The sequence below is a fragment of the Micromonospora sp. HB375 genome (assembly GCF_017872985.1).
Taxonomy (GTDB): Bacteria; Actinomycetota; Actinomycetes; order Mycobacteriales; family Micromonosporaceae; genus Micromonospora; species Micromonospora chalcea.
Genome location: NZ_JAGGJO010000001.1, coordinates 2,168,188 through 2,193,104, shown reverse-complemented (window position 1 = coordinate 2,193,104; position 24,917 = coordinate 2,168,188). Strand labels below are relative to the sequence as shown.

The window sequence follows — 24,917 nt, the reverse complement described above, 5'->3', positions numbered from 1 at the left end:
ATGTCCGCCTGGTACGAGTACCGCCACGTGGTCGGGTTCGAGGAGACGAACCTCGTCGGCAACGTCTACTACGTCAACTACCTGCGCTGGCAGGGCCGCTGCCGGGAGATGTTCCTGCGCGAGCACGCCCCGGCGGTGGTCGACGACCTACGCGCCGGGTTGAAGCTGTTCACGCTGCGGGTGGACTGCGAGTACCTCGCCGAGCTCGACGCGTTCGACGAGCTGCGCATCCGGATGAGCCTGACCGAGCTGACCCAGACGCAGCTCGGCCTGGCCTTCGACTACCTGCGCGACGGCCCGGGCGGGCTGGTCCCGGTGGCCCGGGGCCACCAGCGGATCGCCTGCATGCGGGAGGTCGCGGGGCAGGTGGTGCCGACCCGCGTGCCGACGCCGCTGGTGCGGGCGCTGGCGCCGTACCGGGCGGCCGAGGGGGTGGCCGGCCGTGCCTGAGCGCGCCGTGGACACGCCGCCGGCCACCGCCGCGCTGCGTACGGTGCTCGGCGAGTTCGTCACCGGCGTCACGGTGCTGACGGTCGGTGGTCCGCTGCCGCACGGGATGACGGCGAACTCGTTCACCTCGGTCTCGCTGGACCCGCCGCTGGTGCTGCTCTGCGTGAGCCGGGACAGCCTGATGTCCGCCTGCCTGTCCGACGCGGACGGGTTCGGCATCTCCGTCCTGGCCGGGGGGCAGGAGCGCCTGGCCCGGCACTTCGCCGACCGGCGCCGGCGGCCCGGGCGCGCGCAGTTCGCCGCTGTCGGCTGGTCGCCGGGCGAGCGGACCGGCGCGCCGCTGCTGCACGGGGCGCTGGCCTGGCTGGAGTGCCGGCCGTGGCGCTGCCACGACGGCGGCGACCACGTGATCGTGGTGGGCCGGCTGGTGGCCGCGCGCACGGCTGCCGACAGCGACGCCCTGATCTTCCGGCGAGGCCGGTTCGACAGGTACGGGAACTCCCACCCGGCCGCCGGCCGCCGGCACGTCCAACCGCTCCTGAAGGAGGCGCAGTGACCCTGTCGGACAAGCGCGACGCGGGCGCTTCGGGGCTCGATCTGAACGGCAGCCGGCACCGGGCGGCCCTGCAGATCTTCCTCGTCGTCGTCATCGCCCACTGGGCCGAGCACCTGGTGCAGGCCGCGCAGATCTGGGTGTTCGGCTGGTCCCGGCCGGAGGCCCGGGGCGTACTCGGCATGCCGTTCCCGTGGCTGGTGGAGAGCGAGTGGCTGCACTACGGGTACGCGCTGGTCATGCTCGCCGGTTTCTGGCTGCTGCGCGGCGGCTTCGTCGGCCGCGCCCGGACCTGGTGGATGGCGGCGCTGCTGATCCAGGTGTGGCACCACCTGGAGCACCTGCTGCTGCTGGTGCAGTCGCTGACCGGCAGCAACCTGGCCGGGCAGCCGGTGCCGACGAGCCTGCTGCAACTGGTGGCGCCCCGGGTGGAGCTGCACCTGTTCTACAACGCGGTGGTGTTCCTGCCGATGGTGGTGGCGATGTACCTGCACCGCACGCCGCTCGCCGACGAACTGGCCCGGATGCGGTGCAGTTGCCGCCGGGTGGCCGAAGTCCGGTGAGGCGCGGGCCGGGGCTGAGGTGGCTGGCGGCGGGTCTGCTCACGCTGCTCGCGCTCGGCCTGGCCGGGCTGACCCTGGCGGCGCAGCTGCGGCCGGCGCGGTTGGTGACCACCGACCCGCCGGCCGGCGCCCGGCTGACCACGGCGCCGGCGGCGGTGACGCTCACCTTCAACGGCCCGCTCGACGCCGAGCGGACCCATGTCTGGTTGATCGGCCCGGGCGGCGCGTTCGGCGCGACGGGCGCGCCGCGCTACCGCGACAACGGCGTCGAGGTGCCGGTGACGGTCGTGGGTGACGGGCGCTACCGGGTCGGCTACCACGCCCAGCTCGCCACCGGGCAGACCGCCACCGGCGTGGTCCCGTTCACCGTCGCCGCCGGGCTCGGCGCGCCGCCGCGGGCCGCCCCGGCCGCGTCCCCGCCGGCCACCGCGCCGCCGGACGGGTCCGCCGGGGGCGGCCACCACGGGGGTACGGGCGGAGCGGCCGGCCTGGCCCTGCTGCTGGCGCCGGTGGTCACCGGAGCGGTCCTGCTCGTGCTGATGGCGCGGGGACGGCGTGACCGGCCCGCCGGCGGCACGCCCTCGTCGGCCGGTCCGGGGCCGGGCGGGCGACGGCGGGCCTGGGTGCTGCGGGAGCCGGAGGACGCCGGCGACCGGCCTGCCGACCGCGAACCGGCCCGGCCGGGCGGGTGACCTGACGGACCACAGGAGGGAAAGCGATGTCCGTATCGACAGATGCCGCCGCGGTGAAGGCCGAACAGCGGCGGACCTGGGACGCCGTCAGCGACGGCTGGACCCGCGAGTGGGAGACCTTCGAGCGGGGCGGCGCGGCGCTCACCGCGCGGCTGCTGGCCCTGGGTGGCGTACGGCCGGGGCACCGTGTCCTGGACGTCGCGACCGGTCCGGGGGAGCCGGCGCTCAGCGCCGCCGACATCGTCGGCCCGGCCGGCACGGTCACCGGCGTCGACCTCTCCCCCGCCATGCTCGCCGTGGCCCGCCGCCGGGCCGAGGGCCGGCGCAACGTCAACTTCCTCGTCGCCGACCTGGAGACGGTGGAGCTGCCGCCGCACGCGTTCGACGTGGTGCTCAGCCGGCTCGGCCTGATGTTCGCCGTCGACCCCGGCGCCGCGTTCGGCCGGATCGCTCGGCTGCTCGTCCCGGGCGGCGTGCTCGCCGCGGCGGTGTGGGCGCCACCGCCGCGGGTGCCGCTGATGTCGCTCGGGTACGGCGTGCTCGCGCGCCGGCTGGACCTGCCGTCCGGGCCACCGGACGCCCCCGGCCCGTACCGCCTGTGCGATCCGGAGGCGCTGGCGGCCGGGCTGACCGACGCCGGCCTGCGGGACGTGACAGTCGAGGAGTACCCGGTCCCGTTCCGGTTCCACGACCCGGCCGAGTACGCGCGGTTCACCCGGGCGGTGGCGCCGCCACCGGTACGCCGCCGGGTCGAGGCGCTCGATCCGGCCGGGCGGGACGCGCTCTGGGCGGAGGTGGCCGCCGCCGCCGAGGGACGCGCCGGCTCGGACGGACTGGTCGACCTGACCTCGACCGCGCTCACCGTCCGCGCGGTCGCCCCGGCCTGACCTCCATCCATCGCTACGAAAGGACCGAGATGACCACCGAACTGCAACGCCGCAAGCTGGAGAAGGTCTTCGCCTCGTACGACGCCGACGGGGACGGCGTCATCGACGGGCTGGACATCACCGCGATGGCCCAGATCTGGTGCGACACGTACGGCGTGGCGCCGTACTCGCCGGGCTGGCGGCGGATCCACGGCGCGGCGGCCCGGATGTGGCGCGGTATGCGCGGCAGCGACGGGCCCGACGGCGAGAAGCGGGTGACGGTCGCCGAGTGGGTGGCGTGGGCCGACAAGCCGGAGTTCCCGGAGTTCGTGACGAACGCGGCGGTGCCGTTCAGCCTGGCCGTGTTCGACGTGGCCGACGCGGACCGGGACGGGCGCATCAACCACGCGGAGATGTTCGCGGCGCAGAGCAAGAGCGGCATGCGCTCGGAGGACACGCAACGGATCTTCGACCGGCTCGACACCGACCGGGACGGCTACCTCACCAGCGAGGAGTACGGCCGGGCGGCGCACGAGTTCTACCTCAGCGCCGACCCGGACGCGCCGGGCAACGTGATCGCCGGGGAGCTCTGAGCGGCCGGACGCCCGGCCGCCGGTCCGTGTGGGCCGGTGGCCGGGCGTCGGTCGTTCAGCGGGTACGGCGGCGCGCGGTCATCGGCAGCGCGTCGACGGGCATGGTCATGGCCGGCACGGGCTTCGGCTCGTGGCCGGGCACCGGCTCCAGCCGCCAGCGGGCGGCGATGCTGGCCAGCGAGACGATCATCTCGGTCCAGGCGAACTGGTCGCCGATGCAGCCGTGCACGCCGGTGGCGAACGGCATGAACGCGCCGCGGGGCAGCGTCCGGGCCCGTTCCGGCAGCCACCGGTCCGGGTCGAAGAGCTCGGGCTCGGGGTAGATGCGCGGGTTGTGGTGCACGGCGTGGAAGCTGTAGAGCACGTCCGAGCCGGCCGGGATCAGGTAGCCGCCCAGTTCGGCGTCGCGGGCGGTGACCCGGTTGTTGAACAGGCCCTGGGTGCGCAGCCGTAGCGTCTCGGAGAGCACCTGGCGGGTGTACTCCAGCGCCGGCACGTCGGCGTAGCCGGCGGCCCGTCCGTCGAGCACCCGGTCGACCTCGGCGTGCAGCCGCCGCTGCACCTCGGGGTCCGCGCCGACGTGGTGCAGCGCCCAGCAGAGCGTGTTGGCGATGGTGTTGCTGCCGGCGATGAAGAACGTCATCACCTCGTCGTGGACCTGCTCGTCGCTCATCGCGGGCCGGCCGTCCTCGTCGCGGGCGAAGAGCATCATCGACAGCAGGTCGCCGTGGTCGGTGCCGGCCGCGCGGTACTCGGCGATGACCCGGCGGATGGTCGCCCGCAGGTACTCGGCCGCGGCGTCGTAGTCGCGGTTGGCCTGGGTGGGCAGGCGGGTCAGCACGCCCGTCACGTCGGTGATCCGGCGGAACAGTCCGCCCAGGACGGTGGTGGTCGCGGCCATGAACCGGGCTCGGTCCAGGCTTCGGTCACCGGCGAAGACGACCTCGACGACGTTGGTGAGGGCCAGCTCGTCCATCTCCTTCTCGACCGCGAGGCGCTGGCCGTCGCGCCAGGAGTCGAGCTTGCCGGCGACCGTCCGGCTCATCAGCTCGGTGTAGTGGATGACCTTGTTGCGGTGGAAGGCGGGCTGGATCAGCGCCCGCTGCCGGCGGTGGAACTCGCCCTCGGAGATGCCCAGGCCGTTGCCGAACATGGACCGGAAGCGCTCGGTCATCGGGCCGCCCCGGACGAAGGTGTCGCCGTCGCGCAGCAGCTCCCGCATCAGGGTCGGGTCGTTCACCACGTACGCCGGGCGCTTGCCGAGCGCGATGGTGACGACCGGCTCGCCGGACTGGAGTTCGAGCAGGAACTCGGCGGGTCGTCGTTTCATCTGCAGGCCGTGCCCGAGCACGGGCAGGCGGCCGGGCGCCGACGCGGGTGTGCGCAGGGTGGTGGTCATGGTGCGTTCCCTCGGTGTCGGGCCGCGCGGCTCGCCGCGTCGGCGGTGACGGGCCGGTCCGTCGTGCGGCGGCGGCCCGGTCGGGATCAGCGGGAGAGCAGCGCGCCGGTGGACGCGGGCCGCCCGGCGGCGTGCCAGACCCGCGACGAGCCGATGGTCTGGCCGTTGGCCAGGTCCTGAAGGGTGATCTGGACCCGCCAGGGGTCGAACTGGAGCACCTCGAAGCCGGCGTCGGCGGGGCCGTCGGGCCAGACCGCGTACGGGTCGAAGCCGCGCTGGGTCGCCTCGGCGGCGACGAGGTCCCAGACGTGGCGTTTGGTGTCGCCCGGCTCCAGCCAGGTGGCGCGGCAGTCGACGAAGACGGCGTCGTGCGCGGGTGTCCAGTAGCTGCACGAGACGTACGGGTTGCGGGCCAGGTGGGCGGTCTTGACCGGGGTGCGGGAGGTGCTGACCCAGCCGGTCGGGCCGGCGTCGCCGACCTCCCAGGAGACGTGCATGATCCGGCTGCGCGGCCGGTCGCGTCCGTCCACAGTGGCGACGGTGCACCAGCCGATCTCGGTGGTGAGCCGCAGGAAGTCGTCACGGAGGTCGGCGAAGTCGCCGACCGGGGTGCTGAACGTGGAAGGCTCCATGCCGAGATGGTAGATCCGCGCGAGCGCAGTTTGCTATATGATTCTCAATTCTTGCGGTGCCCGCTTCGGAGCGTCACCAGGCCCGCAGGATCGTGCGCAGCGCGTCGATCACCCGGGCCTGGACACCCTCGTCCAGCGACGGGTACATCGGCAGCGAGAAGATCTCCCCGGCCAGCCGCTCGGTGACCGGCAGTGACCCCTCGGTGTAGCCGAGGTGGGCGAAGCCGCGCATGGTGTGCACCGGCCAGCGGTAGCTGACGTTCAGCTCGATGCCGTGGCGGCGCAGCGCCGCCAGGATCTCGTCGCGCCGCGGGTGCCGCACCACGTAGAGGTAGTAGACGTGCTCGTTGCCGGGCGCGGTGACCGGCAGGCCCAGGCCGGTGCCGGCGAGCCCCTCGTCGTAGCGGCGGGCGATCGCGCGGCGGGCGGCGACGTAGCGGTCCAGCCGCCGCAGCTTGCGGCGCAGGATCTCCGCCTGCACCTCGTCCAGGCGGCTGTTGCGGCCGGGCGTCTCCTCGACGTAGTAGCGGTCCTCCATCCCGTAGTACCGCAGCCGGCGCAGGCGCCGCTCCACGTCCGGGTCGGCGGTGATCGTCGCGCCGCCGTCGCCGTACGCGCCGAGCACCTTGGTCGGATAGAAGGAGAAGGCGGCGGCGTCACCGAGCGACCCGGCCACGCGGCCGTGGTGGCGCGCGCCGTGCGCCTGCGCGCAGTCCTCCAGCACCGCGAGGCCGTGCGCGGCGGCGAGCGCCCGCAGCGGCGCCATCTCGACGCACTGCCCGTAGAGGTGCACCGGGAGCAGCACCCGGGTACGCGGCGTGATCACGTCGGCGACCCGGTCGACGCGCATCAGGCAGGTCGCCTCGTCCACGTCGACGAAGACCGGCACCGCGCCCACCGCGTCGATGGCGAGCACGGTCGGCGCGGCCGTGTTGGCGACGGTGACCACCTCGTCGCCGGGGCGTACGCCCAGCGCCCAGAGGGCCAGCGAGATGGCGTCGGTGCCGTTGGCCACCCCGACGCAGTGCGGCACGCCGTGGTAGGCGGCGAACTCCCGCTCGAAGCCGCGCACGCTCTCACCGAGCACCAGCCGGCCGGAGGAGAAGACCTGGTCCACCGCGCCGAGGACGTCCTCCCGCTCGCTCTCGTACTCGGCCAGGTAGTTCCAGACTCCGACGGTCATGGCGGCGGACCTCCCCGGGAGCGTCGTCGCCGCGGCGCCTCACCCCGGCATCACCACCCCGCATCCTAGTCGCCGCCCCCTCGGCTAGCTACACGTTCGTCAACCGACGTCGGTACCGGCGGCTCCCGGCCACTGGCCCGAACGGACGGAATCACCGTCGCCGCGACGCCGTCGCCGCGGACTTGGCACCAACCCTGCGGGGCGCGCGAACAGCCTTTCCCGGCAAGCCCTCAGGACCGAGCTGACCTGCCCCGACATCGGCCACTGTCGACCACCTCGGCACCTCCGGCAATCGATGGAAATTGCGCGCAGTGGATCTCCCTGCAGTCGACTTCCCGTCAATTGACAGTTGCAATTCGGATAGTAGGCTCGCTGCCGCGGGCGCCGCTCCCCGGCACTTCTCCGTCCCCCTCGACCGCGACGCCTGGCATGTTCCGGCCTCAATCCCGCACGTGACCAGGAGGACGTCCATGCCCCGTCCACAACTGCGCGGTCCGCTCCGGCGGGCCGCCCACATCGGAGTGATCGCGCTCGTCGCCGTCAGCAGCGGCCTGGTGCCACCCCCGGCCGCGGCCGGGGCGTCCGTGCGACGGGTAACCTCCACAGTGACCGGCAGCGACGGCCAGCCGTACCGGATCACCAACCACCTCACCCGCACGGCTCAGGCCGCCGAGCGTCCCGGCGCGCCCGCCCGCCAGTGGCTGCTGGTCTGGACCGGTGACGCCGCGCCCGGCCCCGACGGCAGGCCCGACCCCGACTTCCTCGCCGTCGTGGACGCCACCCCCGGCTCCCCCGACTACGGCCGGGTGGCGAACACCGTCACCGTCGACTCGGTCTTCGGCAACGAGCCGCACCACATGCAGTACACCTGGCGCAAGGGCGACAAGGTGTACGCGGGCGGCCTGCTCAGCGACACCGTCTACGTCTTCGACGTCAGCCGGCTGCCCCGGGTCTCGCTCAGCGGCGTGACGCTGCCGCACGACACCCCGTGCGGCTCGGTGCCGGACGCGTTCACGGTCCTGCGCGACGGCACCGCGTACGGGTCGTACATGGGCGGGCCCGACGTCGCCGGGCCCTGCACCTACTCCGACGGGCAGACCCGCGTCGGCAACGGCTTCGCCGGCTCCCCCGGCGAGGTGGTCCGGCTCGGCCCCGACGGCCGGGTGCTGGCCGAGATGCCGGCGGCGAAGAAGACCGCCGAGGACCCGGTCTCCTGCCCCAACCAGCCGGCGCTGCCGGTGCCGACCTGCGCCAACCCGCACGGCATCGCGCTGCGCGAGGACCTGAACCGGCTGGTCACCAGCGACTTCGTCGAGGTGCGGCACGTCGTCGCCGGCCTGGTGACCGACCCCAACCTGCAGCGCCGCACGGTCCGCACGTACGACATCAGCGACCGGAACCGGCCCCGCCTGCTCTCCCTGTCCTACCTGCCCGACGGGCCCCGGGTCGACGACGAGTACAGCCGCGAGGGTCTGCTGGCCATGGAGCCCGCGGTGACGCACCAGCCCCGGCACAAGGGAGCGTTCGTGGCCACCGGGATGGGCGCGGTCTACTACACGCCGGACATCACCAAGCGGGAGCTGACCTGGCGGCAGGTGTTCGACGACGCGACCGCCTTCCGCCGTATCTACCCGCGCGACACCCCGACCAGCGCGGCCGACGGCGGCAGCTGGCTGATGGTGAGCCCGGACGACCGTTTCCTGTTCCACACGGTGATGTTCGGCGGCAACAACTCACCGGCCGTCAACGCCGAGTCCGGCATGGTGTACGTGCTGGACATCCGCCGGCTCCTCGCCGCCGGCAGCCGGACCTCGTGCCGGATCGACACGATCGCGGAGACCGTACGCGGCGGTGCCGAGCCGGACTGTCCCGCTCTGGTCAGCGCGCTGCCCATCGTGGACACCACACTCGGTGGGCCGCACTGGGGCGCGATGGACACGTTCCGGCCGGTGGCGGGCGGGAAGCACTTCCGCCAGACCGACCAGGTCTCCCGGGTGGTCACCTCGAACTACTTCGTGGCGCCCACCGGACTCGACGGTGACGCCCGGATCTGCATGGCGCTGGTCGACCCGGCGGGCCGGCTCACCGAGGACCGCGCGTTCCGCGACGAGCACACCGGCCGGCGCTGCGTGAGCTTCGACCGGACGAGCTGGCCGCACGGCGACACCGGCAAGGCGAATCCGCACGGGCTGCTCTTCGCGGTGGCCGACGCGCAACTGCGCTGACCGCAACCGGCGGCGGGCGGCGACGAGCCGCCCGCCGCCGGGCTCACACCGCCGCGGTCAGCCGGGGCACCACCTCGGCCGGGGACGGCAGCGCCGCGATCTCGGCCCGCACCTCGCCGGTCACCCGGCCCAGCTCCGCGTCGGTGAGCAGCCGGCCGATCGCGGCGGCGTCCAGCTCGTCCACCGAGCCCAGCACGTGCGCCAGCCCCCGGGCGCGCAGCAGCTCGCCGGTGACCAGCTCGTCCGGCGAGCCGGGCAGCACCAGCTGGCGGACGCCGAGCGCGGCGCAGGTCAGCGTCGTGCCGTCGCCGCCGTGGTGGATCGCGGCGGCGCAGCCGCGCAGCAACTGGTTCAGCGGCACCCAGCCGGTGGTCCGCACGTTCGGCGGCAGGTCGGGCGGAGCGGCCGACTCCCCGATCGCCAGCACGAACTCGGCGTCCAGCCCGGGCGCGGCGGCGAGCACCCGCGCGATGCCGGCGGCGAACCGGTCCGGCCCGCCGAGCGTGCCGAACGTGACGGCGATCCGGGGCCGCGCGACCGGCTCCCGCAGCCACTCGGGCAGCACCCCGCCGCCGTTGTACGGCACGTAGCGCATGGAGATGTCGGCCGGTCCGCCCTCGACCAGGCTGGGCGGGGCGATGTCGACGGTCCGGATGCCCTCGGGCAGTGTCACCCCGTGCCGGCGCATCGCCACCGCGCCGGGCAGCTCGCGCAGCAGGTCGGGGGTGAACCGGGCCAGCCCGAGGCTGTGCGCCACCGCCGGCACCTTCAGCCGGGCGGCGACGACCGGGCCGACCGCGAAGATCGGGTCGTACACCACAAGGTCCGGCTGGACCCACTCGCCGAGCGCGACGTGGGCGTCGACGAACGGATCCCAGGCCGAGACGATGTACGGCTTGCGTTCCTCCATCTCCGCGATCGGGTCGGCGCCGATCGGCTCGAAGAGGCGCGGCACGTCGCGGATGAACTGCGCCTGCATGTCCGAGGTGGTGCGTCCGGGCACCGCGTCCAGGACCGGCAGCCCGGCCCGGGCCACCGCCAGCGCGTCACCGGCGGTGACGAAGACGACCTCGTGCCCGGCGGCGCGGAACGCCCACCCGAGCGGTACCAGCGGGAACGCGTGGCCGATGGCCGGACCCGGCATGAACAGTACGCGCATGACTCCTGCCCTCCCTGTCGTCGCGGCGGCACGGCCGACGCCGTACCGCCGAGCCGGTGACGCCGGTCGCGCCACCTGTCGATTCCCCGCCGGCGCTACGGCGCCCGCTGACGCGGCGGCCCCGCCGCCGCCGGCTCCCCGTCGCCGGAGTAGCGGCGCAGCTCGTCGTGCCAGAAGTCGGTGACCGCCCGGCGCAGGTCGCGGCGCGGCCGCCAGCCGAGGGCCGCCGCGGCGGGCGCCGGGTCGACGCACGACCACCGGGTCCCGGCCCGCCAGCCGGCCGGGCCGGCACGCTCCACCACTGTCGCCTGCACCCCGCTGACCTGCACCAGGAGCCGGACCAGCGTCCGCACCGGCACCGCCTCGCCGCGGCCGATGTCGAGGACGCGGCCGGTCACCGGGCGCCCGGCGGCGGCCAGCACGGCCTCGGCGGCGTCCCGGACGTCGACGAAGTCACGCCGGGCCTCCAGCGGGGCGAGCGTCACCCGCGCGGCGACGCCGGCCCGCGCGGCCGGCGCCAGCGCGGCGGCGACCCGGCCCAGCAGGCTGGTCGCGGGCAGCCCCGGGCCGAGCGCGTTCACCAGCCGCAGCACCACCGCGTCGACCTCACCGGCGTCGGCTGCCGCCAGTACGGCCCGGGTCGCGGCCAGTTTCGCCCGGCCGTACGCGGTGTCCGGCGCGGGCGTACCGCGCGGATCGGCCGGCGCGACCGGCTGCCCGTACTCCAGCACCGAGCCGAGATGGACCAGCCGGGGGCGGCAGGCGGCGCGGCGCAGCGCGTCGAGCAGCAGCGCGCTGAGCCGGGTGCAGCGCTCCGCCATCCGGCCGGGGTCCAGTCCCCAGCTGCTGCCGGTGGAGTCGACCACGGCGACCGGGTCCTCGGCGTCCAGCAGCCGCGCCAGCGTCCCCGGACCGGTGCCGCCGAGGTCGAGCGCGGTGAACCGGTGCCGGTCGCCGGCCGGGGCGCGGCGGGCCACCGTGAGCACGTCGTGGCCGGCGTCGGCGAAGGCGTCCGCGACATGGGCGCCGACGAACCCGGTGCCGCCGAGCACGACCACGCGTGGCCGGTCGCCGGTCACCGCGCACCTGCGGGCCGGGCGATCCACAGACCCCACCGGAACGGCGGCGCCGTGACGTGCGCGGCGGCGAGCCCGGCCCGGGCGAACGCGGCGGCGAAGTGCTGCGGCCGGAACAGCGTCAGATCGGTCGTCGCGGTGTCGTGCCGGATGCCGGCCTCCGGGTCGGCGTACGCCTGGTGCACTGTCATCCGGATCCGGTCGCGCGCGTCGTCGAGCCACGTCGAGTGGGACAGCCGGACCACCACCCGGTCCTGCTCCTGCACCATGTCGCGGGCCACGTAGCCGGGGACGAACGTCTCCGGCGTGTACCAGGGCTCGACCGCCAGCACGCCGCCCGGCGTCAGGTGGGCGGCCAGCCGCGCGACGGTCCGGTCCAGTTCGGCGGCGCCGCGCAGGTGCGGCACCGCGAAGAGGCAGACCACCACGTCGAAGGTGTCGGCCAGATCCAGGTCGCGCATGTCGCCCTCGTGCAGGGCCACGTCCGGCACCCGGGCGCCGGCTCGGGCCAGCATCTCCGCGGACAGGTCCACGCCGGTCACCGGGGCGAAGTGGGTCCGCAGGTGCTCCAGGTGCAGCCCGGTGCCGCAGGCCACGTCGAGCAGCGAGGCGGCGGCCGGGTTCCGGCGCCGGACCGTCCGGGCGAGCGTGGCGGCCTCGGCGATGTGGTCGCGGCCCCGGTGCCGCATCACCAGGTCGTAGATCTCCGGGTATCCGGCGCGGTAGAAGCCGCGCGCCACCGATGCCGTCACCGTACGCGCACGGTGGGCACGTAGTGGATCCACCGGCCGCCGGCGGCCCGGAAGCCGGTCTCCTTCGCCATGATCTCCTCGGCGTGGTTCCAGGCGAAGAGCACCGCGTAGTCCGGGTAGGGGTCGGCGAATGCCTCGGGCGGGCGGACCGGGATGTGCGCGCCCGGGGTCAGCCGGCCCTGCTTGGCCGGAGTGGTGTCGCAGACGTACGAGATCAGCTCCGGCCCGAGCCCGCAGTAGTTGGTGACGGTGGCGCTCTTCGCGGTGGCCCCGTAGGCCGCGACGGTGCGGCCCTCCTCTCTCAGCGAGCGCAGCAGCGCGACCAGCTCGGACCGGGTACGCGCGACGGCGGCGGCGAACCGGCGCAGCGCCGCCTCCCCGGTCACTCCCTGCTCCCGTTCCTGGCGCAGCAGGTCGGCGACGGCCGGGGACGGGGTACGCGCCCCGGCGCGGGCGAGCGTGTAGCGCACCTCGCCGCCGTGCACCGGGAGCCGCCGCACGTCCACGAGCTCCAGCCCGAAGCGGGCCGCGGCGGCCCGTACCGAGTGGGCGGTGAAGTAGTAGAAGTGCTCGTCGTAGATCTGGTCGAAGGCGGTCCGGGCGAGGATGTCGCCGAGGTACGGGTCCTCGAAGACGAGGACGCCGCCGGGGGCGAGCAGCAGCCGCGCGCCGCGCAGCACCGAGTCCAGGTAGGGCAGGTGGCAGATCGTGTTGGCGGCGTAGATGACGTCGGCCGGCCCGTCGGTGGCGAGCACGTCGGCGGCGGTCTCCTCCTCGAAGAAGTCGGTACGCACCCGTACGCCCTGCCCACGGGCCAGCTCGGCCACCCCGGCGGACGGCTCGAAGCCGAGGTGGCGTACGCCGGCCGCGGCCACGGTCCGCAGCATCACCCCGTCGTTGCAGCCCAGCTCGACGCAGAACGCGCCGGGCCGGGTCAGCTCGGTGGCGAGCAGTTCCCGGCCGGTGCCGGTGAAGTGCGCGCGCATCACCGACGACAGCGACGAGCGGTACGGGTAGTCGTGGTGGAACATCCGCTCGCGCGGCACCTCCTCGACGAGCTGGACCATCGTGCAGTCGGCGCACCGGCCCACCGCGAGGCGGTAGAAGAACTCGCCGTCGAGGTCGGCCGGGCGGAGGAACGCGTCGGAGAGGGGCTGGCGGCCGAGGTCGAGCATCTCGGTCACCGGGCCGCCGCAGATCCGGCAGCCGGTGACGGCGGGGGCGGTCATCTGCCTGCTCCTTCCGGTCACCGGTGCCGGGCGGGTCAGCGCGGCTTGTGGGCGGCGATGACGACGCAGCCGACCTTGGTCCGCAGGACGTCGAGCACGGCCGGCATCTCGGCGAGGAAGGCGTCGATCTTCTCGGCGCCGTGCGCGGCGGCGAGCGTGTCGCGCCGCTGCTGCACCCGCTCGTGGTACGCGGGGAACGAACGGCTGATCTTGTCGCCGCAGCTGAGGAACTCGTCCACCACGAATCCGGCGTCGCGGACCAGGTCGAACGCGGCCATCGGCGGGCCGGGCGGGGCGAGGGTGAAGTCGGTGAGGATCTGCCGGTCCCGCTCGGTGAGCGGGGCGTCCTCGGCGAGGTCGGTGAGCACGAGCCGGCCGCCGGGCTTGAGTACGCGGCGGATCTCGGCGAGCCACTGCCGGCGGTCCTGCGCGTGCACCAGGGACTCGAAGGCGAGCACCTTGTCGAAGGAGGCGTCCGGGTAGCTCAGTGCGGCGGCGTCGCCGAGCTCGAAGCGGACCTGGCCGCGCAGCCCGGACTCGTTGACCCGTTCCCGGGCCCGCTTGAGGTGCTCGGCGCTGTTGGTGATGCCGGTGATGTCGGCGTCGCTGCGCTGGCCGAGCCGGATGGCCGGCTCGCCGGCACCGCAGCCGACGTCCAGCAGCCGATCGCCGGGGCGCAGGCCGAGGCGGTCGCCGACGATGTCGGTGAACCGGTTGATTGCCTCCAGGAAGGGCGTGCGGTCGTCGTCGTCCTCCCACCATCCGAAGTGGATGTTTCCGCCGAGCACCTCGACGGCCCAGGCGCCGTCGTCGTAGATCTCCGCTACCTCGTCGATTTCGGTCAGCTCGCGTGTGGACACGTCCGCTCCTCCACTCTCGGCGGCAAGTTGCTGCTTGAGAATGTTATAGCTATCGACCGACGGGTGTCCATGCGACGATCACGTGGTGGCGGAACGCGCGCGACGCGCGGATCAAGAGGCGTGACCGGAGCGAAACGTCCTGCTACTATATGTTTGTGAACACAATGTCGCGTACGGCTGGGTTGTCCGCACAGCAGACCGACACTCCCGCCATCGAGATCACACGATTGCGCAAATCCTACGGCGAGGTGCGCGCGCTCGACGGGATCGATCTGCGCGTGTCGGCCGGAAGCGTGTTCGGCGTGCTCGGCCCCAACGGCGCCGGGAAGACGACGATCGTCCGCACCCTCGCCACGCTCGTCCCGCCCGACAGCGGCGAGGTCCGCGTGCTCGGCCACGACGTGGTGCGCGAGGCCGGGGCGATCCGCGACCGGATCGGGCTGACCGGGCAATACTCGTCGGTCGACGAGGAACTGTCCGGCCGGGACAATCTCGTCCTGCTCTCCCGGCTACGCGGCTTCTCCTGGAGCGCGGCCCGCCGCCGCGCCGAGGAGCTGCTCGCCACGTTCGGCCTGGAGGAGGCCGCCGCCCGGCTGGTGCGGACCTACTCCGGCGGCATGCGCCGTCGGCTCGACATCGCCAGCAGCATGATCGTGACACCCGACCTGATGTTCCTCGACGAGCCGACCACCGGGCTGGACCCGCACAGCCGCAACCAGGTGTGGGAACTCGTCCGGGGCATGGTCGGCGAGGGCGCCACCGTCCTGCTCACCACGCAGTATCTCGACGAGGCCGACCAGCTCGCCGACCGGATCGCGGTCGTCGACCACGGCCGGGTCATCGCCGAGGGCACGCCGGTGGAGCTGAAGCGGTCGATCGGTGCGAGCGTGCTGCGGGTGCGGTTGCGCGACGCCGGGCAGCGGGAGACGGCAGAGCGGATGCTGGCGGAGGCGCTGGGCACGGCGGTGCACGCCGGCGCCGACCGGATGGAGCTGACCGCGCAGGTCGCGGCCGAGGAGGAGGCCACCCGGGCGCTGGCCGCCCTCACCGGGGCCGGCGTCGGCCTGGCCGAGTACGCCTTCGGCCACGCCACCCTGGACCAGGTGTTCCTCGCCCTCACCGGGCACCGGGCGGACGGCTCGCGGACCGAGACCGAGGAGGCGGCGTGAGCAGCATGGTGGAGACCGGCACCGGCCGTGGCGCCTCGGCGCCGTCCGCGGCGCGGCCGGCACGTCCCGGCGCGCTGTCGTCCACGCTGACCTTCGCGTGGCGGGCGGTGCAGAAGGTGCGCCGGGACCCGACGCAGATCCTCGAGGCGCTCGGCGTGCCGGTCATGTTCACGCTCGTCTTCGGCTTCCTGTTCGGCGGCGCGCTGGCCGGTTCGACGTCGAGCTACATGCAGTTCTACATCCCGGGCATCGTGGTGTTCACCGGGATCATGATCAGCATGCGGATCGGCGCGGTGGTCAACCTGGACAACTCCCGGGAGGTGACCGACCGCTTCCGCGCGCTGGCCATCTGGCGGCCCGCCGCGATCGTCGGCACCCTGCTCGGCAACAACGTGCTCTACGTCGTCGGCTGCGCGGTCGCCGTGGCGGTCGGGCTCGCGGTCGGCTTCCGGCCCGACGGTGGCGTGCTCGGCGTCCTCGCCACGATCCTGATCACCCTGGTCTTCGTCTTCTCCTTCTCCTGGGTGTACGTGGTCTTCGGGCTCGCCCTGAAGTCACCGACCGCCGCCCTGAGCGCCTGCCAGGCGATCGTCTTCCCGGTGTCGTTCGTCAGCAACTTCTTCGTGCCGCAGGAGACGCTTCCCGGCTGGCTGCAGGCCGTGGTCGGCCTGAACCCGTTCGCGTTGACGGTCACCGCCGCGCGCGGCCTGGCCCACGGCACGGCGACCGCCGGTGAGGTAGGCGCGGCGCTGGTCGGCTGCGCGGCGCTGGTGGCCGTCTTCGCCCCGCTCTCCATGTTCCTGTACCGCCGGCGGGCCTGACCCCGCCACCGTTTGTACGCAGTGCCGATGACACGAGAAGGGAACACGGCTACCCCGTGGACAGCGACCGTTTGACTCAACCGCCTGCCGTCACCGCGCAGATGCTCATCCGCAGGCCCGCCGCCGAGGTCTTCGAGGCGTTCGCGGACCCGGCGGTGACCACGAAGTTCTGGTTCACCAAGAGCAGCGGCCGGCTCGAACCCGGCGCCACCGTCACCTGGGACTGGGAGATGTACGGCGTCTCCACCGTCGTCACGGTCAAGGACGTCGAGAAGAACAGCCGCATCCTGGCCGAGTGGGACCCGGAGTCCCCCACCCAGCTCGAATGGCGGTTCCTGCCGGGCGAGGGTGACACGACGCTGGTCCGGGTCACCGAGACCGGCTTCGCCGGCAGCGCCGACCAGGCCGTGGCGAAGGCGATCGACTCGATGGGCGGGTTCACCATGGTGCTCTGCGCCTGCAAGGCGCTGCTGGAGCAGGGTGTGCTGCTCAACGCGGTCGGCGACGCCCACCCGACCGGCTTCGGCGACTGACCGCCGTCGCGGCGGGCGGACCGGGCGTGACCCGGTCCGCCCGCTCAGCCGGCGTCCAGCAGCCCGCGCAGGCAGGCGATCAGGCTGCGGGCCGAGACGTTCACGTAGTTGCTGTGCCGCAGCAGTTCCGAGAGCTGGTGCAGCGTCACCCAGCGGTACTGGTCGCTCTCCAGGTCGACGTCGTCGGTCTCCACCACCAGATAGCTGCTACGAGCCCGGTAGAGCCGTCCGCCCTCCTCGGAGAGGAGCGCGCGGAACCGGACCCGCTCCGGCGGCGCGCCGAGCACCTGGTCCAGGAAGGGCGGACGCGCGGCGGCGGGCAGGTAGTCGAGCGTGGCGGGCGTGCACTGGACCGTCGGCGCCAGTTCCACCACGTCGACGAAGCCCGGTTCGACCCGGGCGTGCGCCAGCACGTGCAGCACACCGTCGAGACGGGTGGCCAGGAACGCCACCACCCCCTGGCCGCAGGGCCGCAGCATCGGCTGCGACCAGCTCGCCACCTCGCGCCCCTCGGCGTCCACGTCCACGCCGATGACCTCGAAGAACAGCCCACTGTCGTGTCGCAGAGAGACCTCGCCGAGATGCCACGCCGCCTGTCCGCGCAGCGCCGTCCGGTCGGCGTCCACCTCGGTCCGGCTGCGGACGTCGGTGATCCAGTGCAGCAGCTCGCCGGTGTGGTGCCGGCTGCCCGGCCCGGGCCGGCAGGAGCGGCGCAGCGCGGCCGTGAAGGCGTCCCCGGCCGGGCCGGCCGCCCGGGCCGTCAGCTCCGCCGGCAGGCACGAGAGCACGGTACGGATGTCCATGTTGACCAGGTCGTCGTGGCGCAGGAGCCGGTGCAGCTGGGCGAGGCTGAGCCAGCGGAACCCGGGCGGCGGCACGATGTCCTCGTCGGTGAGGACCACCATGTTGCGGTTGCGTTTGCGCAGGAACCAGGACCCGTGCTCGGACTGGCGGACGTCCACGAGCACCCGGCGCGGGTCCGGGTCGCGGAAGTGGTGCAGGAACGGCACCGGGCGGCCGCCGTGCACGCCGGTCCAGTTGCTCCGGGTGGCCTGGACGGTGGGCGCGAGCTGGTGGCCGTCCTGGTTGCCGGGCTCCGCCTTGGCCTGCACCAGCACCCGCAGCGTGTCGCCGTCGCGGCGGGCGAGCAGCCCGAGGATGCCCACCTCCGGCTGGTGCAGCACCGGCTGGTCCCAGCGGGGCACGGCCGCGCCCGGCACCTCGACGGAGAGCCCTTCCACCCGGAAGAACCGGCCGCTGCGGTGGGCCAGGACTCCGGTGTCGGCGTCCTGGCGCCAGCCGCGCAGGCCGGCCAGGGGCACGACGTCCACACGCATCGGGGCCTGGCGGCGCCAGTCGGCGAGCCACTCGTGGATGTCGGCGTCGGGGTCGGCGGTGGCGAACCGGCCGTGCTGCGGCAGCCCTGGTGGCGCGGTCGTCTCCGTCACGCGCGTACCCCCTTTGTCGACACCTACCCGTTGATCACTTCTATATCCTATAGCGAACGGCCGGCGTTAGCGCGGGTCGAGGAAGGACGAGAGGATGACCGAGGACGCGAGCGCGCCGGCGCTGCCGATGTGGCCGGACGGCGCCGACGCCGGATATGTGGCCGCGCGGCTGCGCCTCGCCGAGGCCGAACGCCGCCTGTGTGACCAGATCGAACAGGTCGCCGCCGCCCGGCGGGAGCTGCCGCTCGGCGCGCCGGTGGCCGACGTCGCGCTCACCGAGGGACCGGCCGACCTGACCGCGCCCGGCCCGTTGCACCCCGTCCGGCTGTCCGCGCTCTTCGGCGCGCACCGCACGCTCCTCGTCTACCACCTGATGTTCCACCCGGACGCCGACGCCGCCTGCCCGATGTGCTCGATGTGGGTGGACGGGTTCCACGGCGTCGCCCACCACCTCCAGCAGCACACCGCGTTCGTGGTGGTCGGCAAGGCCCCGGCGGAGAAGCTGCGCGCCTGGGGCGCCCGGCGCGGCTGGGCCGGCCTGCGGCTGCTCTCCAGCCACGGCACCGACTTCAACGCCGACCTGCGCGCCGAGCACCCGAACGGCGACCAGCGCCCGATGGTCAGCGTGCTGGTCCGCGACGGCGACGGCGTCCGGCACTTCTACAGCCAGCCGGCCAACTTCGTCGACGGCACCGAGCGCGGCATCGACCTGCTCTCCCCGGTGTGGAACGTGCTCGACCTGCTGCCGCGGGGCCGCGGCGACTGGTACGCCGCCAACACGTATCCCCCGGTTACCGACCCGGCCGATCGACCCGTGTGACAGCCGAGGAGACACGAGTGCCCGACCGCACCGCGACACCGCGTACCGCCGACGGTCGCCGGGGCGTACCCCGATCGGCCGGACGGCTCACCGGCGCGGCCCTCGCCGCAGTGGCGGCCACGCTGCTGGCGGCGGGGCCGGCCCACGCCGCGGACGGCGGCGGCGTCGCGCCGGCCGCCACCGGGTTCGCCGCGCTGCTCGCCCTCGCCGCGACGGCCACCACGGCCGGGCTTGTGCTGCTGCGACCGCTCGCCGCCCCGGCGCCCCGCCGCCTCACCGCCCCGGCGGTGACCGCCGCCGTCGCGCACCTGCTCACCCTCGGCCTGGGCGGGGACGCCCCCGCCGCCGGAACGCTCGTGCTCGCGGCGGCCTGCCTCGCCCTGCCCGGGTGCGCCGGGCGGCGCGCGGTCGGCGTACCCCTGGCTCTGCTCGTGTCCGCCGGGGCCGGCCTGCTGGCGCTGCCCACCGCGACAGTCGCGGAGGCGACGGCCGCCGCCGGGCACGGGCTCGCCGCCGCGGTGCTGCTGGGCGGCGTCGCCACAGTGCTCGGCGCGGACTCGGCCCGGCGGCGCGTCGCCCACCGGGCGGCGCCCTGGATGCTCGCCGCCGTCACCGCCGAGGCGGCGGCCGGCGCGGTGCGGCTCGGTACCGACCACGCCGCCCTCGGCCCGGAAGGCCCCGGATGGGCCGGCCCGGCGCGCTGGGTCTGCCTTGCGGTTGCCGTGGCCGGAGCCGTGGGCCTGGGCGCCGGCCTGCGACGCCGACGGCAGCCGGACCGGGCGTTGCTGCGGGGACAGGCGGTCGTGCTGCCCGCGGTCGTCATCGTCGCCGCCACCGCGACCGCCGTGGCGCTGCCCGCGCCGCCCGGCCGCCCCGGCGCGCCGCTGCTGGTCGCAGTGGACAACGGCGGCCGGGGCCTCCCGCTGGTGGTGGCACCGCAGCGGTCCGGCTGGAACCTCGTGCACGTCGGCGCGGAGGGAGTCTCGGTCGGGACGCGGGCGGACCGCCTCTCCCCCGCCGTCCGGCTGCCCGGTGCCACCAACGGCTGGGCCCTCGTACACCTTCCGCCCGGCCCGAGCCGGCTGCACGTCGCGTACGGCGGACGCCAGGCCGTGATACGGCTGGACGCCGGGGCGGCCGACGCGCCCGGTCCCGACCTGCGCGGTCCGGACGGGCCGGAGTGCGTCAGCGCGGCCCTCGGCGTGCTCCTGCGGGACGACCCGCAGCCGCTGTCGCGCTGCCCCGCGGACGCCCTCACCTCCGGTGACCGCGAGGACCTCGACGCCACAGTCGCCTTCCTCGCGCCCCGGGCCGAGGGCGCCCTCAGCGTCGTGGGCGACTCCTCGGCCCGCTCCGTCGCGGCGGTCGCCGCCGTCACCGACGCCGCGCGCCGCGCCGGACTGCGTGTCGTACCCCCGGGGTCCGGACGGCATCCGACGCTCGTGGTCACCGGCTGGGCCGGGGCGGAGGCGGCGCTGCGCGACGCCGCGCGGGGGCCGGGCGCGGCGGCCGGCACCTATCTGGCGCCCTGGCTGCTCACCGCCGCGGTGCTGCGCCCCGCGACCGGGCAGATGCTCGCGCTCCGGTTCGACCCGCGCGCGGAGCCGGTGTCCCGGTACGTCGCGGAGCTGGCCCGCCGTTTCCCCGGCGAACCCGCCACCGTCTCCGGCTACCTGGCCTGGCAGGGCGGCGCGCCCGCCGGGCCGGCCCGGATGTACGCGGCGGCCGCGGTCTCGCTGCCCGGCCCGGTGGCGCACGGCGGGCACGGCCGGTCCGGCTTCCTGCCCGGCGGCACGGTGACCGCGGTGACCGGCCCGCTCGGCTGAGCCGCGAGCGCGCTACCGCCCGGGCGGACTCCCGATGATCTTCGGACCGTCCTCGGCGGTGCGTCGCAAGTCCTGGTGGTAGTACGCCCGGAGTCCGGCCCGGGCGGCCGCCGGGGCCCCGAGCCAGCGGAGCAGGTTGCGGCCGTCACTGCGGGGCGAACTCCCCGGAACGAGGTTGCCCAGGCCGAGCAGCGCTCCGACGAACGCGGCGCTGAACAGCGCCAGGCGCGTCGACACCGTTGCCGTGTGCGTCGCCACGACGACGAGCGCCGCGGCGGCGCCCAGGTTCGCCACCGGGCCGCCGAGATGGAACAGCGCCATCCGCAGCGGCAACGCCGGCATCGACGCCGACGGCCGGACCGACACCTCGTTGCGCCATCCGGTGAAGGGCGCGATGTGGACCGCGACGACCGGCAGGCGCAGCAGCTTCGCCGCGACGAGGTGGCCGCCCTCGTGCAGGGCGAGGTGCAGCCACAACGACAGGCAGGTGAGGCCGGCGGCTGCGATCGCACCCGTCAGGGACTCGGTGACGAGCAGCGCGAGCGCCATCGTCTCCACCGCCAGCAGCAGAGACGCGGCGACGAGCCGGCGGCGCAGCTTCACCGGGCGATGGTACGGCCTGATCGACCCATTGGGCGGCCCCGGAAATCGGATGCCTGGCCCGATCCATGATCAGCAGAATGAGGGCGTCCACCGGCGACGGGAGGTGACCGGCATGCCAGAGAGGCGTTAGTCCCGCGCATGGTGCGCGGGCGGCCGGAAGGGCGGTCGTCACATGGCCCGTACCGACATCCACCGACCCGAGCGTGTGCAGCAGCGGGATCCGTACCTGCGCCGCTGGTTCACCGACATCCACCGACACCACCGGGGCGCCTGCGATCTGGCCGAGTTCCTCGCCTCGCCCGAGTGGATCCGCACCCGCTGCCACCGCGAGGTGTCGGCGCAGGCGCCCAACCTCTGCGGCTGCCGGCTCTGCACCTTCCAGGCCTGCCGCAGGCTCGGCCGCCGCCAGGAGCGCGTCGCCTGGCGTTCGATCCGCCGCCGACTGCTCGCCGAGCACCGGGGCGGCGAGCGCGATCTCGACGTGCCCCCGATCCGCGGCAAGGCCTGGTAGCGGTCCGCCGGATCACCGATGAGTTCACATGTCCTGTCCGGTCTCAGCTGGTGCATCCGTTCGGATGCACCAGCTGATTCTTCAGGAGGACGAGAGCCATGAGCGTTGTCGACACCACTCCCCCGCCCGTCGCCCGTGGGCTGCACCGCACGCTGTGGGTGCTCCAGGGCTTCCTCGGCGTCTTCTTCATCGTCGCCTCGGCCGGCCCCAAGTTGTTCGGCGAGACGAACACCGTCCAGTCCTTCGAGGACATGGGCGCCGCGCCCTGGTTCCGCTACTTCATCGGCCTGGTGGAGCTGGCCGGTGGCATCGGGCTGCTGGTGCCGCGGCTCGCCGGCCTGGCCGCCGTCGGGCTGGCGCTGCTCATGGTCGGCGCCGCCATCACCCAGGCGTTCATCCTGGACGGCGGCGCGCTGGTCATCACCCCGGTGGTGCTGTTCTTCCTGTTCGTGTTCATCGCCTGGGGCCGGCGCGACTCGATAGGCCGCCTCTTCAGGCGATGAGCAGGCGGGTGCACCCGGGGTGCGGCCGGCGGCCGGTCACGGCGTCCAGCGCACCCCCGGGTTCACCCGCCCGGACCAGTCGAAGACGGCCATGTTGTCCCAGCCGTTCCCGGTGCCGTTGATGTTCGCCGGGTCCCAGCCGTTGCCGGGGACGGCGTACCAGGTCGGCTCCCAGTAGAAGACCCCGATGGCGCCGGCGTTGCGGGCGGTGTTCTGGACCCAGTCGAACTGCTGGGCCTGCCCGGCCCAGGTCGCGCTGATGCCGTCGCAGGTGACGTCGCCGATGACGTTCGGCTGGCCGTCCGCGTCGTCCCGGGTGAACGGGTACGCGGTCTCCACGATCACCACCGGCTTCCCGTAGCGGTTCCGCAGGTCGACGATGTTGTTGTAGAGGTTCGCCAGGCTGCCGTGCCACATGCAGTAGTACGACAGCGCGGTCATGTCCCACTGCACGCCCTGGGCGCGGATGCCGTCGTAGAACCAGCGGGCGTTGGCGTTGCTGTCGGCGTTGGCGGTGTGGATCATGACCGGGATGCCGCCGCCGCAGGCCTTCACCGCGTTGTAGCCCTGCTTCAGCAGGCCGGCCAGCGGGGCGAAGTCGTTGTTGACGACCTTCCCCTCGTTCCACAGCATCCCGACGTTGATCTCGTTGCCGATCTGCACGCTGTCCGGCAGCGTGCCCTGCCCGCGCAGGGCGGCGCAGACGTCGTACGTGAAGGCGTACACGTCGTTGCGCAGCTGGTTCAGGCTGTGGCCGGCCCAGGCGGCCGGCTTGTACTGCTTGCCGGGGTCGGCCCAGGTGTCGGAGTAGTGGAAGTCGATGAGGACCTTGAGGCCCTTCGTCTTGGCCGCTCTCGCCTGGACCAGCACCTTGCTCTTGTTGTTGTAGCCGCTGGCCGGGTTGTTCCAGACGCGCAGCCGGACGTAGTTGACGCCGGCGGACCTGAGGATGTCCAGCGGGTCACGGGCGACCCCGCCCGCGTCGTAGTACTTCGCCCCCAGGTCCAGGCTGCGCTGCAACGACGAGACGTCCGCGCCCCGCATGCTCAGCGTGTTCGCGGCGGCGACGGGCGCCGGCGTACCCCCGATCGTGGTGGTGAGGGCGAGGACGACGGCCGTGACGGCCCCGGCCAGGGCGCGGCGGCGGTGGCGTGTGGTCACAGGACTTCCTCTCAGCCGACTGTGCAGGGGGCGCCGTTGAGCGAGAAGCCGGTCGGCGGCGCGTCGCTGGCGCCCCACCGTCCCTGGAAGCCGAAGGTCGCGGATCCGTCCGGGGCGATGACGCGGTTCCAGTCGACGTTGCGGGCGGTCACCGTGGCGCCGGCCTGCCCGACCGTGGCGTTCCACGCGTTGGTGATCTGCTGGTCGCCGGGGAAGCCGAACGTGACGATCCAGCCGTCGACCGCCGCCGTCCCGGTGTTCTGGACCGTCACCGTGGCCACGAAGCCGCCGGCCCACTCGGACTGGTTCCGGTAGGTCACCCGGCAGGTCGAGGGCGGCGGTGGTGGCGGAGTGGTCGTCGTGGGCACGGTGACGGTGTTGGAGGCGATCGACACGTTGCCGGCGGCGTCCCGGGCCCGCACGTAGTACAGGGTGCGCAGCGGCGTCGACGGGGGCAGCGGCCCGGTGTACGTGGTCCCCGGCACGGTGGCGACGAGCGTCGAGGTGAACCAGCCGTCGAACCGGTAGACGTTGTACCCGAGCACGCCGACGTTGTCGGTCGACGGTGCCCAGGACAGCGTGGCGGTGGAGCCGGTCACCTCGCCGACTGTGAGGTTCTGCGGCGCGCTCGGCGGGGTGGTGTCCGGGCCGGTGTCGGTCACCGGGGTGACCACAGTCAGCGCGTCGGTGGCGGCCGAGCGGCGGCCGTCGCCGTCGCGGGCCGACACCCGGAACGAGTACTGCCGGCCCGGCTGGATGTAGTTGGTGATCGTGGTGGTGGTGACGTCGCCGAGGCTGAGGCTGTAGATCACGTCGTCGAACGCCTGGTAGTAGGTGATGTCGTACCCGACGACCGGGCAGCAGCCGCGCGTGGCGGCCGTCCAGGTGAGGGTGACCGAGGTGGTCCGCACCTGGGTGGCGGTCAGGTTCGTGGGCGGGCTCGGCGGGAACGGCGTGGTACTGGGCGTGCTGGGCGTTGACGTGGGCGGCGAGACGGTCCCGGTCGGGTCCGCGACGGGCGCCGCGGCCCCGCCGGGCGCCGGTGCGACAGCGGGGTACGCGGCGCCGGCGCCCGCCGGCGGCACCGCGGTCAGGGCGGTGCCGAGCACCGCCGTGGACACCACGACGGCCGCCGGCAGACCCGGCCGCAGACGGCGCAGAAGTGAGGACGAGGAGACGGCAGCCATACGCCGACGATGCCGCCAACGCATCGATGATCGCCAACGTATCCCACGCCTCGGTCGGGACGGCAACCCGGCGACCAAGGCACCACCTTTGCCTGATTCGTCG

At 74.0% G+C, this 24,917-nt stretch carries 26 protein-coding genes; 14 read left to right on the top strand and 12 right to left on the bottom strand.

Annotated elements, in window-relative coordinates; all coding sequences use genetic code 11:
• From J3R08_RS10275 to J3R08_RS10250, 6 genes are read left to right on the top strand one after another with little or no spacing between them, the layout of a single operon-like run.
• Complete coding sequence (locus tag J3R08_RS10275) at positions 1 to 450, top strand: thioesterase family protein (protein WP_030503316.1); 450 nt, start codon at positions 1 to 3, stop codon at positions 448 to 450.
• A complete protein-coding gene (locus tag J3R08_RS10270; protein WP_280841836.1) occupies positions 443 to 1,006 on the top strand; it encodes a flavin reductase family protein in 564 nt (187 codons plus the stop codon). The genes J3R08_RS10275 and J3R08_RS10270 overlap by 8 nt, the downstream gene beginning before the upstream one ends.
• A complete protein-coding gene (locus tag J3R08_RS10265; protein WP_051611104.1) occupies positions 1,003 to 1,566 on the top strand; it encodes a hypothetical protein in 564 nt (187 codons plus the stop codon). Before J3R08_RS10270 ends, J3R08_RS10265 begins: the two co-directional genes overlap by 4 nt.
• A complete protein-coding gene (locus J3R08_RS10260; RefSeq protein ID WP_064447373.1) occupies positions 1,563 to 2,258 on the top strand; it encodes a copper resistance CopC family protein in 696 nt (231 codons plus the stop codon). The genes J3R08_RS10265 and J3R08_RS10260 overlap by 4 nt, the downstream gene beginning before the upstream one ends.
• Before the next feature lie 26 nt (positions 2,259 to 2,284).
• Positions 2,285 to 3,145 (top strand): class I SAM-dependent methyltransferase, encoded by an 861-nt coding sequence (locus J3R08_RS10255; RefSeq protein ID WP_209960939.1) that lies wholly within the window; start codon positions 2,285 to 2,287, stop codon positions 3,143 to 3,145.
• 29 nt (positions 3,146 to 3,174) lie between these two features.
• Positions 3,175 to 3,717, top strand: coding sequence for an EF-hand domain-containing protein (locus J3R08_RS10250; protein WP_030503321.1), 543 nt, complete (start codon positions 3,175 to 3,177; stop codon positions 3,715 to 3,717).
• A gap of 55 nt (positions 3,718 to 3,772) precedes the next feature.
• Here the strand turns inward: J3R08_RS10250 and J3R08_RS10245 are convergent, their stop codons facing one another.
• The 3 genes from J3R08_RS10245 to J3R08_RS10235 all read right to left on the bottom strand — a co-directional run bounded on the left by J3R08_RS10245 (position 3,773) and on the right by J3R08_RS10235 (position 6,931).
• Positions 3,773 to 5,116 carry a cytochrome P450 gene (locus J3R08_RS10245; protein ID WP_209960936.1) on the bottom strand — a complete coding sequence of 448 codons (1,344 nt, stop codon included), beginning with the start codon at positions 5,114 to 5,116 and terminating at the stop codon, positions 3,773 to 3,775.
• 86 nt (positions 5,117 to 5,202) lie between these two features.
• Complete coding sequence (locus J3R08_RS10240; protein WP_030503323.1) at positions 5,203 to 5,748, bottom strand: pyridoxamine 5'-phosphate oxidase family protein; 546 nt, start codon at positions 5,746 to 5,748, stop codon at positions 5,203 to 5,205.
• Between the two features lie 73 nt (positions 5,749 to 5,821).
• Positions 5,822 to 6,931 carry a DegT/DnrJ/EryC1/StrS aminotransferase family protein gene (locus J3R08_RS10235; RefSeq protein WP_209960934.1) on the bottom strand — a complete coding sequence of 370 codons (1,110 nt, stop codon included), beginning with the start codon at positions 6,929 to 6,931 and terminating at the stop codon, positions 5,822 to 5,824.
• Positions 6,932 to 7,401: 470 nt separating this feature from the next.
• On the opposite strand from J3R08_RS10235, the gene J3R08_RS10230 reads away from it, so the two are divergent.
• On the top strand, positions 7,402 to 9,156 hold the full coding sequence (locus tag J3R08_RS10230) for a hypothetical protein (RefSeq protein WP_209960933.1): 1,755 nt from the start codon (positions 7,402 to 7,404) through the stop codon (positions 9,154 to 9,156).
• Positions 9,157 to 9,199: 43 nt separating this feature from the next.
• Here J3R08_RS10230 and J3R08_RS10225 read toward each other — a convergent pair whose 3' ends face one another.
• From J3R08_RS10225 to J3R08_RS10205, 5 genes are all read right to left on the bottom strand, one after another.
• On the bottom strand, positions 9,200 to 10,315 hold the full coding sequence (locus J3R08_RS10225) for a nucleotide disphospho-sugar-binding domain-containing protein (RefSeq protein ID WP_064447369.1): 1,116 nt from the start codon (positions 10,313 to 10,315) through the stop codon (positions 9,200 to 9,202).
• A gap of 95 nt (positions 10,316 to 10,410) precedes the next feature.
• Positions 10,411 to 11,394 (bottom strand): NAD(P)-dependent oxidoreductase, encoded by a 984-nt coding sequence (locus J3R08_RS10220; protein ID WP_209960931.1) that lies wholly within the window; start codon positions 11,392 to 11,394, stop codon positions 10,411 to 10,413.
• The gene (locus tag J3R08_RS10215; protein ID WP_233514704.1) at positions 11,391 to 12,143 is read right to left on the bottom strand and encodes a trans-aconitate 2-methyltransferase; all 753 of its coding nucleotides are present in this window, start codon (positions 12,141 to 12,143) and stop codon (positions 11,391 to 11,393) included. The genes J3R08_RS10220 and J3R08_RS10215 overlap by 4 nt, the downstream gene beginning before the upstream one ends.
• The gene (locus tag J3R08_RS10210; protein WP_209960929.1) at positions 12,140 to 13,372 is read right to left on the bottom strand and encodes a class I SAM-dependent methyltransferase; all 1,233 of its coding nucleotides are present in this window, start codon (positions 13,370 to 13,372) and stop codon (positions 12,140 to 12,142) included. The genes J3R08_RS10215 and J3R08_RS10210 overlap by 4 nt, the downstream gene beginning before the upstream one ends.
• A 35-nt stretch (positions 13,373 to 13,407) precedes the next feature.
• On the bottom strand, positions 13,408 to 14,232 hold the full coding sequence (locus J3R08_RS10205) for a cyclopropane-fatty-acyl-phospholipid synthase family protein (RefSeq protein ID WP_043325280.1): 825 nt from the start codon (positions 14,230 to 14,232) through the stop codon (positions 13,408 to 13,410).
• Between the two features lie 164 nt (positions 14,233 to 14,396).
• Here J3R08_RS10205 and J3R08_RS10200 point away from each other — a divergent pair, with 164 nt between their 5' ends.
• The 3 genes from J3R08_RS10200 (at position 14,397) to J3R08_RS10190 (ending at position 16,755) form a co-directional block, all read left to right on the top strand.
• Positions 14,397 to 15,401 (top strand): ATP-binding cassette domain-containing protein, encoded by a 1,005-nt coding sequence (locus J3R08_RS10200; RefSeq protein WP_051611109.1) that lies wholly within the window; start codon positions 14,397 to 14,399, stop codon positions 15,399 to 15,401.
• A 5-nt stretch (positions 15,402 to 15,406) separates the two neighbouring features.
• Entirely contained in the window at positions 15,407 to 16,222 is an 816-nt protein-coding gene (locus tag J3R08_RS10195; RefSeq protein ID WP_205798118.1) for an ABC transporter permease, read from the top strand.
• Between the two features lie 101 nt (positions 16,223 to 16,323).
• Positions 16,324 to 16,755, top strand: coding sequence for an SRPBCC family protein (locus tag J3R08_RS10190; RefSeq protein WP_176722772.1), 432 nt, complete (start codon positions 16,324 to 16,326; stop codon positions 16,753 to 16,755).
• Positions 16,756 to 16,799: 44 nt separating this feature from the next.
• On the opposite strand, the gene J3R08_RS10185 is transcribed toward J3R08_RS10190, so the two are convergent.
• Positions 16,800 to 18,203 carry an NDP-hexose 2,3-dehydratase family protein gene (locus J3R08_RS10185; RefSeq protein WP_064447364.1) on the bottom strand — a complete coding sequence of 468 codons (1,404 nt, stop codon included), beginning with the start codon at positions 18,201 to 18,203 and terminating at the stop codon, positions 16,800 to 16,802.
• A 94-nt stretch (positions 18,204 to 18,297) separates the two neighbouring features.
• Here J3R08_RS10185 and J3R08_RS10180 point away from each other — a divergent pair, with 94 nt between their 5' ends.
• Both J3R08_RS10180 and J3R08_RS10175 read left to right on the top strand, forming a co-directional pair.
• On the top strand, positions 18,298 to 19,023 hold the full coding sequence (locus J3R08_RS10180; protein ID WP_209960927.1) for a DUF899 family protein: 726 nt from the start codon (positions 18,298 to 18,300) through the stop codon (positions 19,021 to 19,023).
• A gap of 17 nt (positions 19,024 to 19,040) precedes the next feature.
• Positions 19,041 to 20,849 carry a hypothetical protein gene (locus J3R08_RS10175; protein WP_209960925.1) on the top strand — a complete coding sequence of 603 codons (1,809 nt, stop codon included), beginning with the start codon at positions 19,041 to 19,043 and terminating at the stop codon, positions 20,847 to 20,849.
• Positions 20,850 to 20,861: 12 nt separating this feature from the next.
• Here the strand turns inward: J3R08_RS10175 and J3R08_RS10170 are convergent, their stop codons facing one another.
• A complete protein-coding gene (locus tag J3R08_RS10170; protein ID WP_245254716.1) occupies positions 20,862 to 21,452 on the bottom strand; it encodes a hypothetical protein in 591 nt (196 codons plus the stop codon).
• Between the two features lie 172 nt (positions 21,453 to 21,624).
• On the opposite strand from J3R08_RS10170, the gene J3R08_RS10165 reads away from it, so the two are divergent.
• A complete protein-coding gene (locus J3R08_RS10165) occupies positions 21,625 to 21,963 on the top strand; it encodes a hypothetical protein (RefSeq protein ID WP_209960923.1) in 339 nt (112 codons plus the stop codon).
• Between the two features lie 98 nt (positions 21,964 to 22,061).
• Positions 22,062 to 22,466, top strand: a complete 405-nt coding sequence (locus tag J3R08_RS10160) for a DoxX family protein (protein ID WP_043325293.1) — start codon at positions 22,062 to 22,064, stop codon at positions 22,464 to 22,466.
• Between the two features lie 36 nt (positions 22,467 to 22,502).
• On the opposite strand, the gene J3R08_RS10155 is transcribed toward J3R08_RS10160, so the two are convergent.
• Positions 22,503 to 23,627, bottom strand: a complete 1,125-nt coding sequence (locus tag J3R08_RS10155) for a glycosyl hydrolase 53 family protein (RefSeq protein ID WP_209960921.1) — start codon at positions 23,625 to 23,627, stop codon at positions 22,503 to 22,505.
• Between the two features lie 11 nt (positions 23,628 to 23,638).
• Positions 23,639 to 24,814: a cellulose binding domain-containing protein gene (locus J3R08_RS10150; protein WP_209960919.1), complete on the bottom strand. Its 1,176-nt coding sequence runs from the start codon at positions 24,812 to 24,814 to the stop codon at positions 23,639 to 23,641.
• Positions 24,815 to 24,917 lie beyond the last annotated feature (103 nt).

Excerpts from the sequence above, each read along its gene's own strand:
- J3R08_RS10180 (WP_209960927.1), top strand. The coding sequence starts at position 18,298 with ATGACCGAGGACGCGAGCGCGCCGGCGCTGCCGATGTGGCCGGACGGC.
- J3R08_RS10235 (WP_209960934.1), bottom strand. The coding sequence starts at position 6,931 with ATGACCGTCGGAGTCTGGAACTACCTGGCCGAGTACGAGAGCGAGCGG.
- J3R08_RS10255 (WP_209960939.1), top strand. The coding sequence starts at position 2,285 with ATGTCCGTATCGACAGATGCCGCCGCGGTGAAGGCCGAACAGCGGCGG.
- J3R08_RS10250 (WP_030503321.1), top strand. The coding sequence starts at position 3,175 with ATGACCACCGAACTGCAACGCCGCAAGCTGGAGAAGGTCTTCGCCTCG.
- J3R08_RS10195 (WP_205798118.1), top strand. The coding sequence starts at position 15,407 with ATGGTGGAGACCGGCACCGGCCGTGGCGCCTCGGCGCCGTCCGCGGCG.
- J3R08_RS10275 (WP_030503316.1), top strand. The coding sequence starts at position 1 with ATGTCCGCCTGGTACGAGTACCGCCACGTGGTCGGGTTCGAGGAGACG.
- J3R08_RS10240 (WP_030503323.1), bottom strand. The coding sequence starts at position 5,748 with ATGGAGCCTTCCACGTTCAGCACCCCGGTCGGCGACTTCGCCGACCTC.
- J3R08_RS10165 (WP_209960923.1), top strand. The coding sequence starts at position 21,625 with ATGGCCCGTACCGACATCCACCGACCCGAGCGTGTGCAGCAGCGGGAT.
- J3R08_RS10200 (WP_051611109.1), top strand. The coding sequence starts at position 14,397 with ATGTCGCGTACGGCTGGGTTGTCCGCACAGCAGACCGACACTCCCGCC.
- J3R08_RS10150 (WP_209960919.1), bottom strand. The coding sequence starts at position 24,814 with ATGGCTGCCGTCTCCTCGTCCTCACTTCTGCGCCGTCTGCGGCCGGGT.
- J3R08_RS10225 (WP_064447369.1), bottom strand. The coding sequence starts at position 10,315 with ATGCGCGTACTGTTCATGCCGGGTCCGGCCATCGGCCACGCGTTCCCG.
- J3R08_RS10210 (WP_209960929.1), bottom strand. The coding sequence starts at position 13,372 with ATGACCGCCCCCGCCGTCACCGGCTGCCGGATCTGCGGCGGCCCGGTG.
- J3R08_RS10245 (WP_209960936.1), bottom strand. The coding sequence starts at position 5,116 with ATGACCACCACCCTGCGCACACCCGCGTCGGCGCCCGGCCGCCTGCCC.
- J3R08_RS10230 (WP_209960933.1), top strand. The coding sequence starts at position 7,402 with ATGCCCCGTCCACAACTGCGCGGTCCGCTCCGGCGGGCCGCCCACATC.
- J3R08_RS10190 (WP_176722772.1), top strand. The coding sequence starts at position 16,324 with ATGCTCATCCGCAGGCCCGCCGCCGAGGTCTTCGAGGCGTTCGCGGAC.
- J3R08_RS10160 (WP_043325293.1), top strand. The coding sequence starts at position 22,062 with ATGAGCGTTGTCGACACCACTCCCCCGCCCGTCGCCCGTGGGCTGCAC.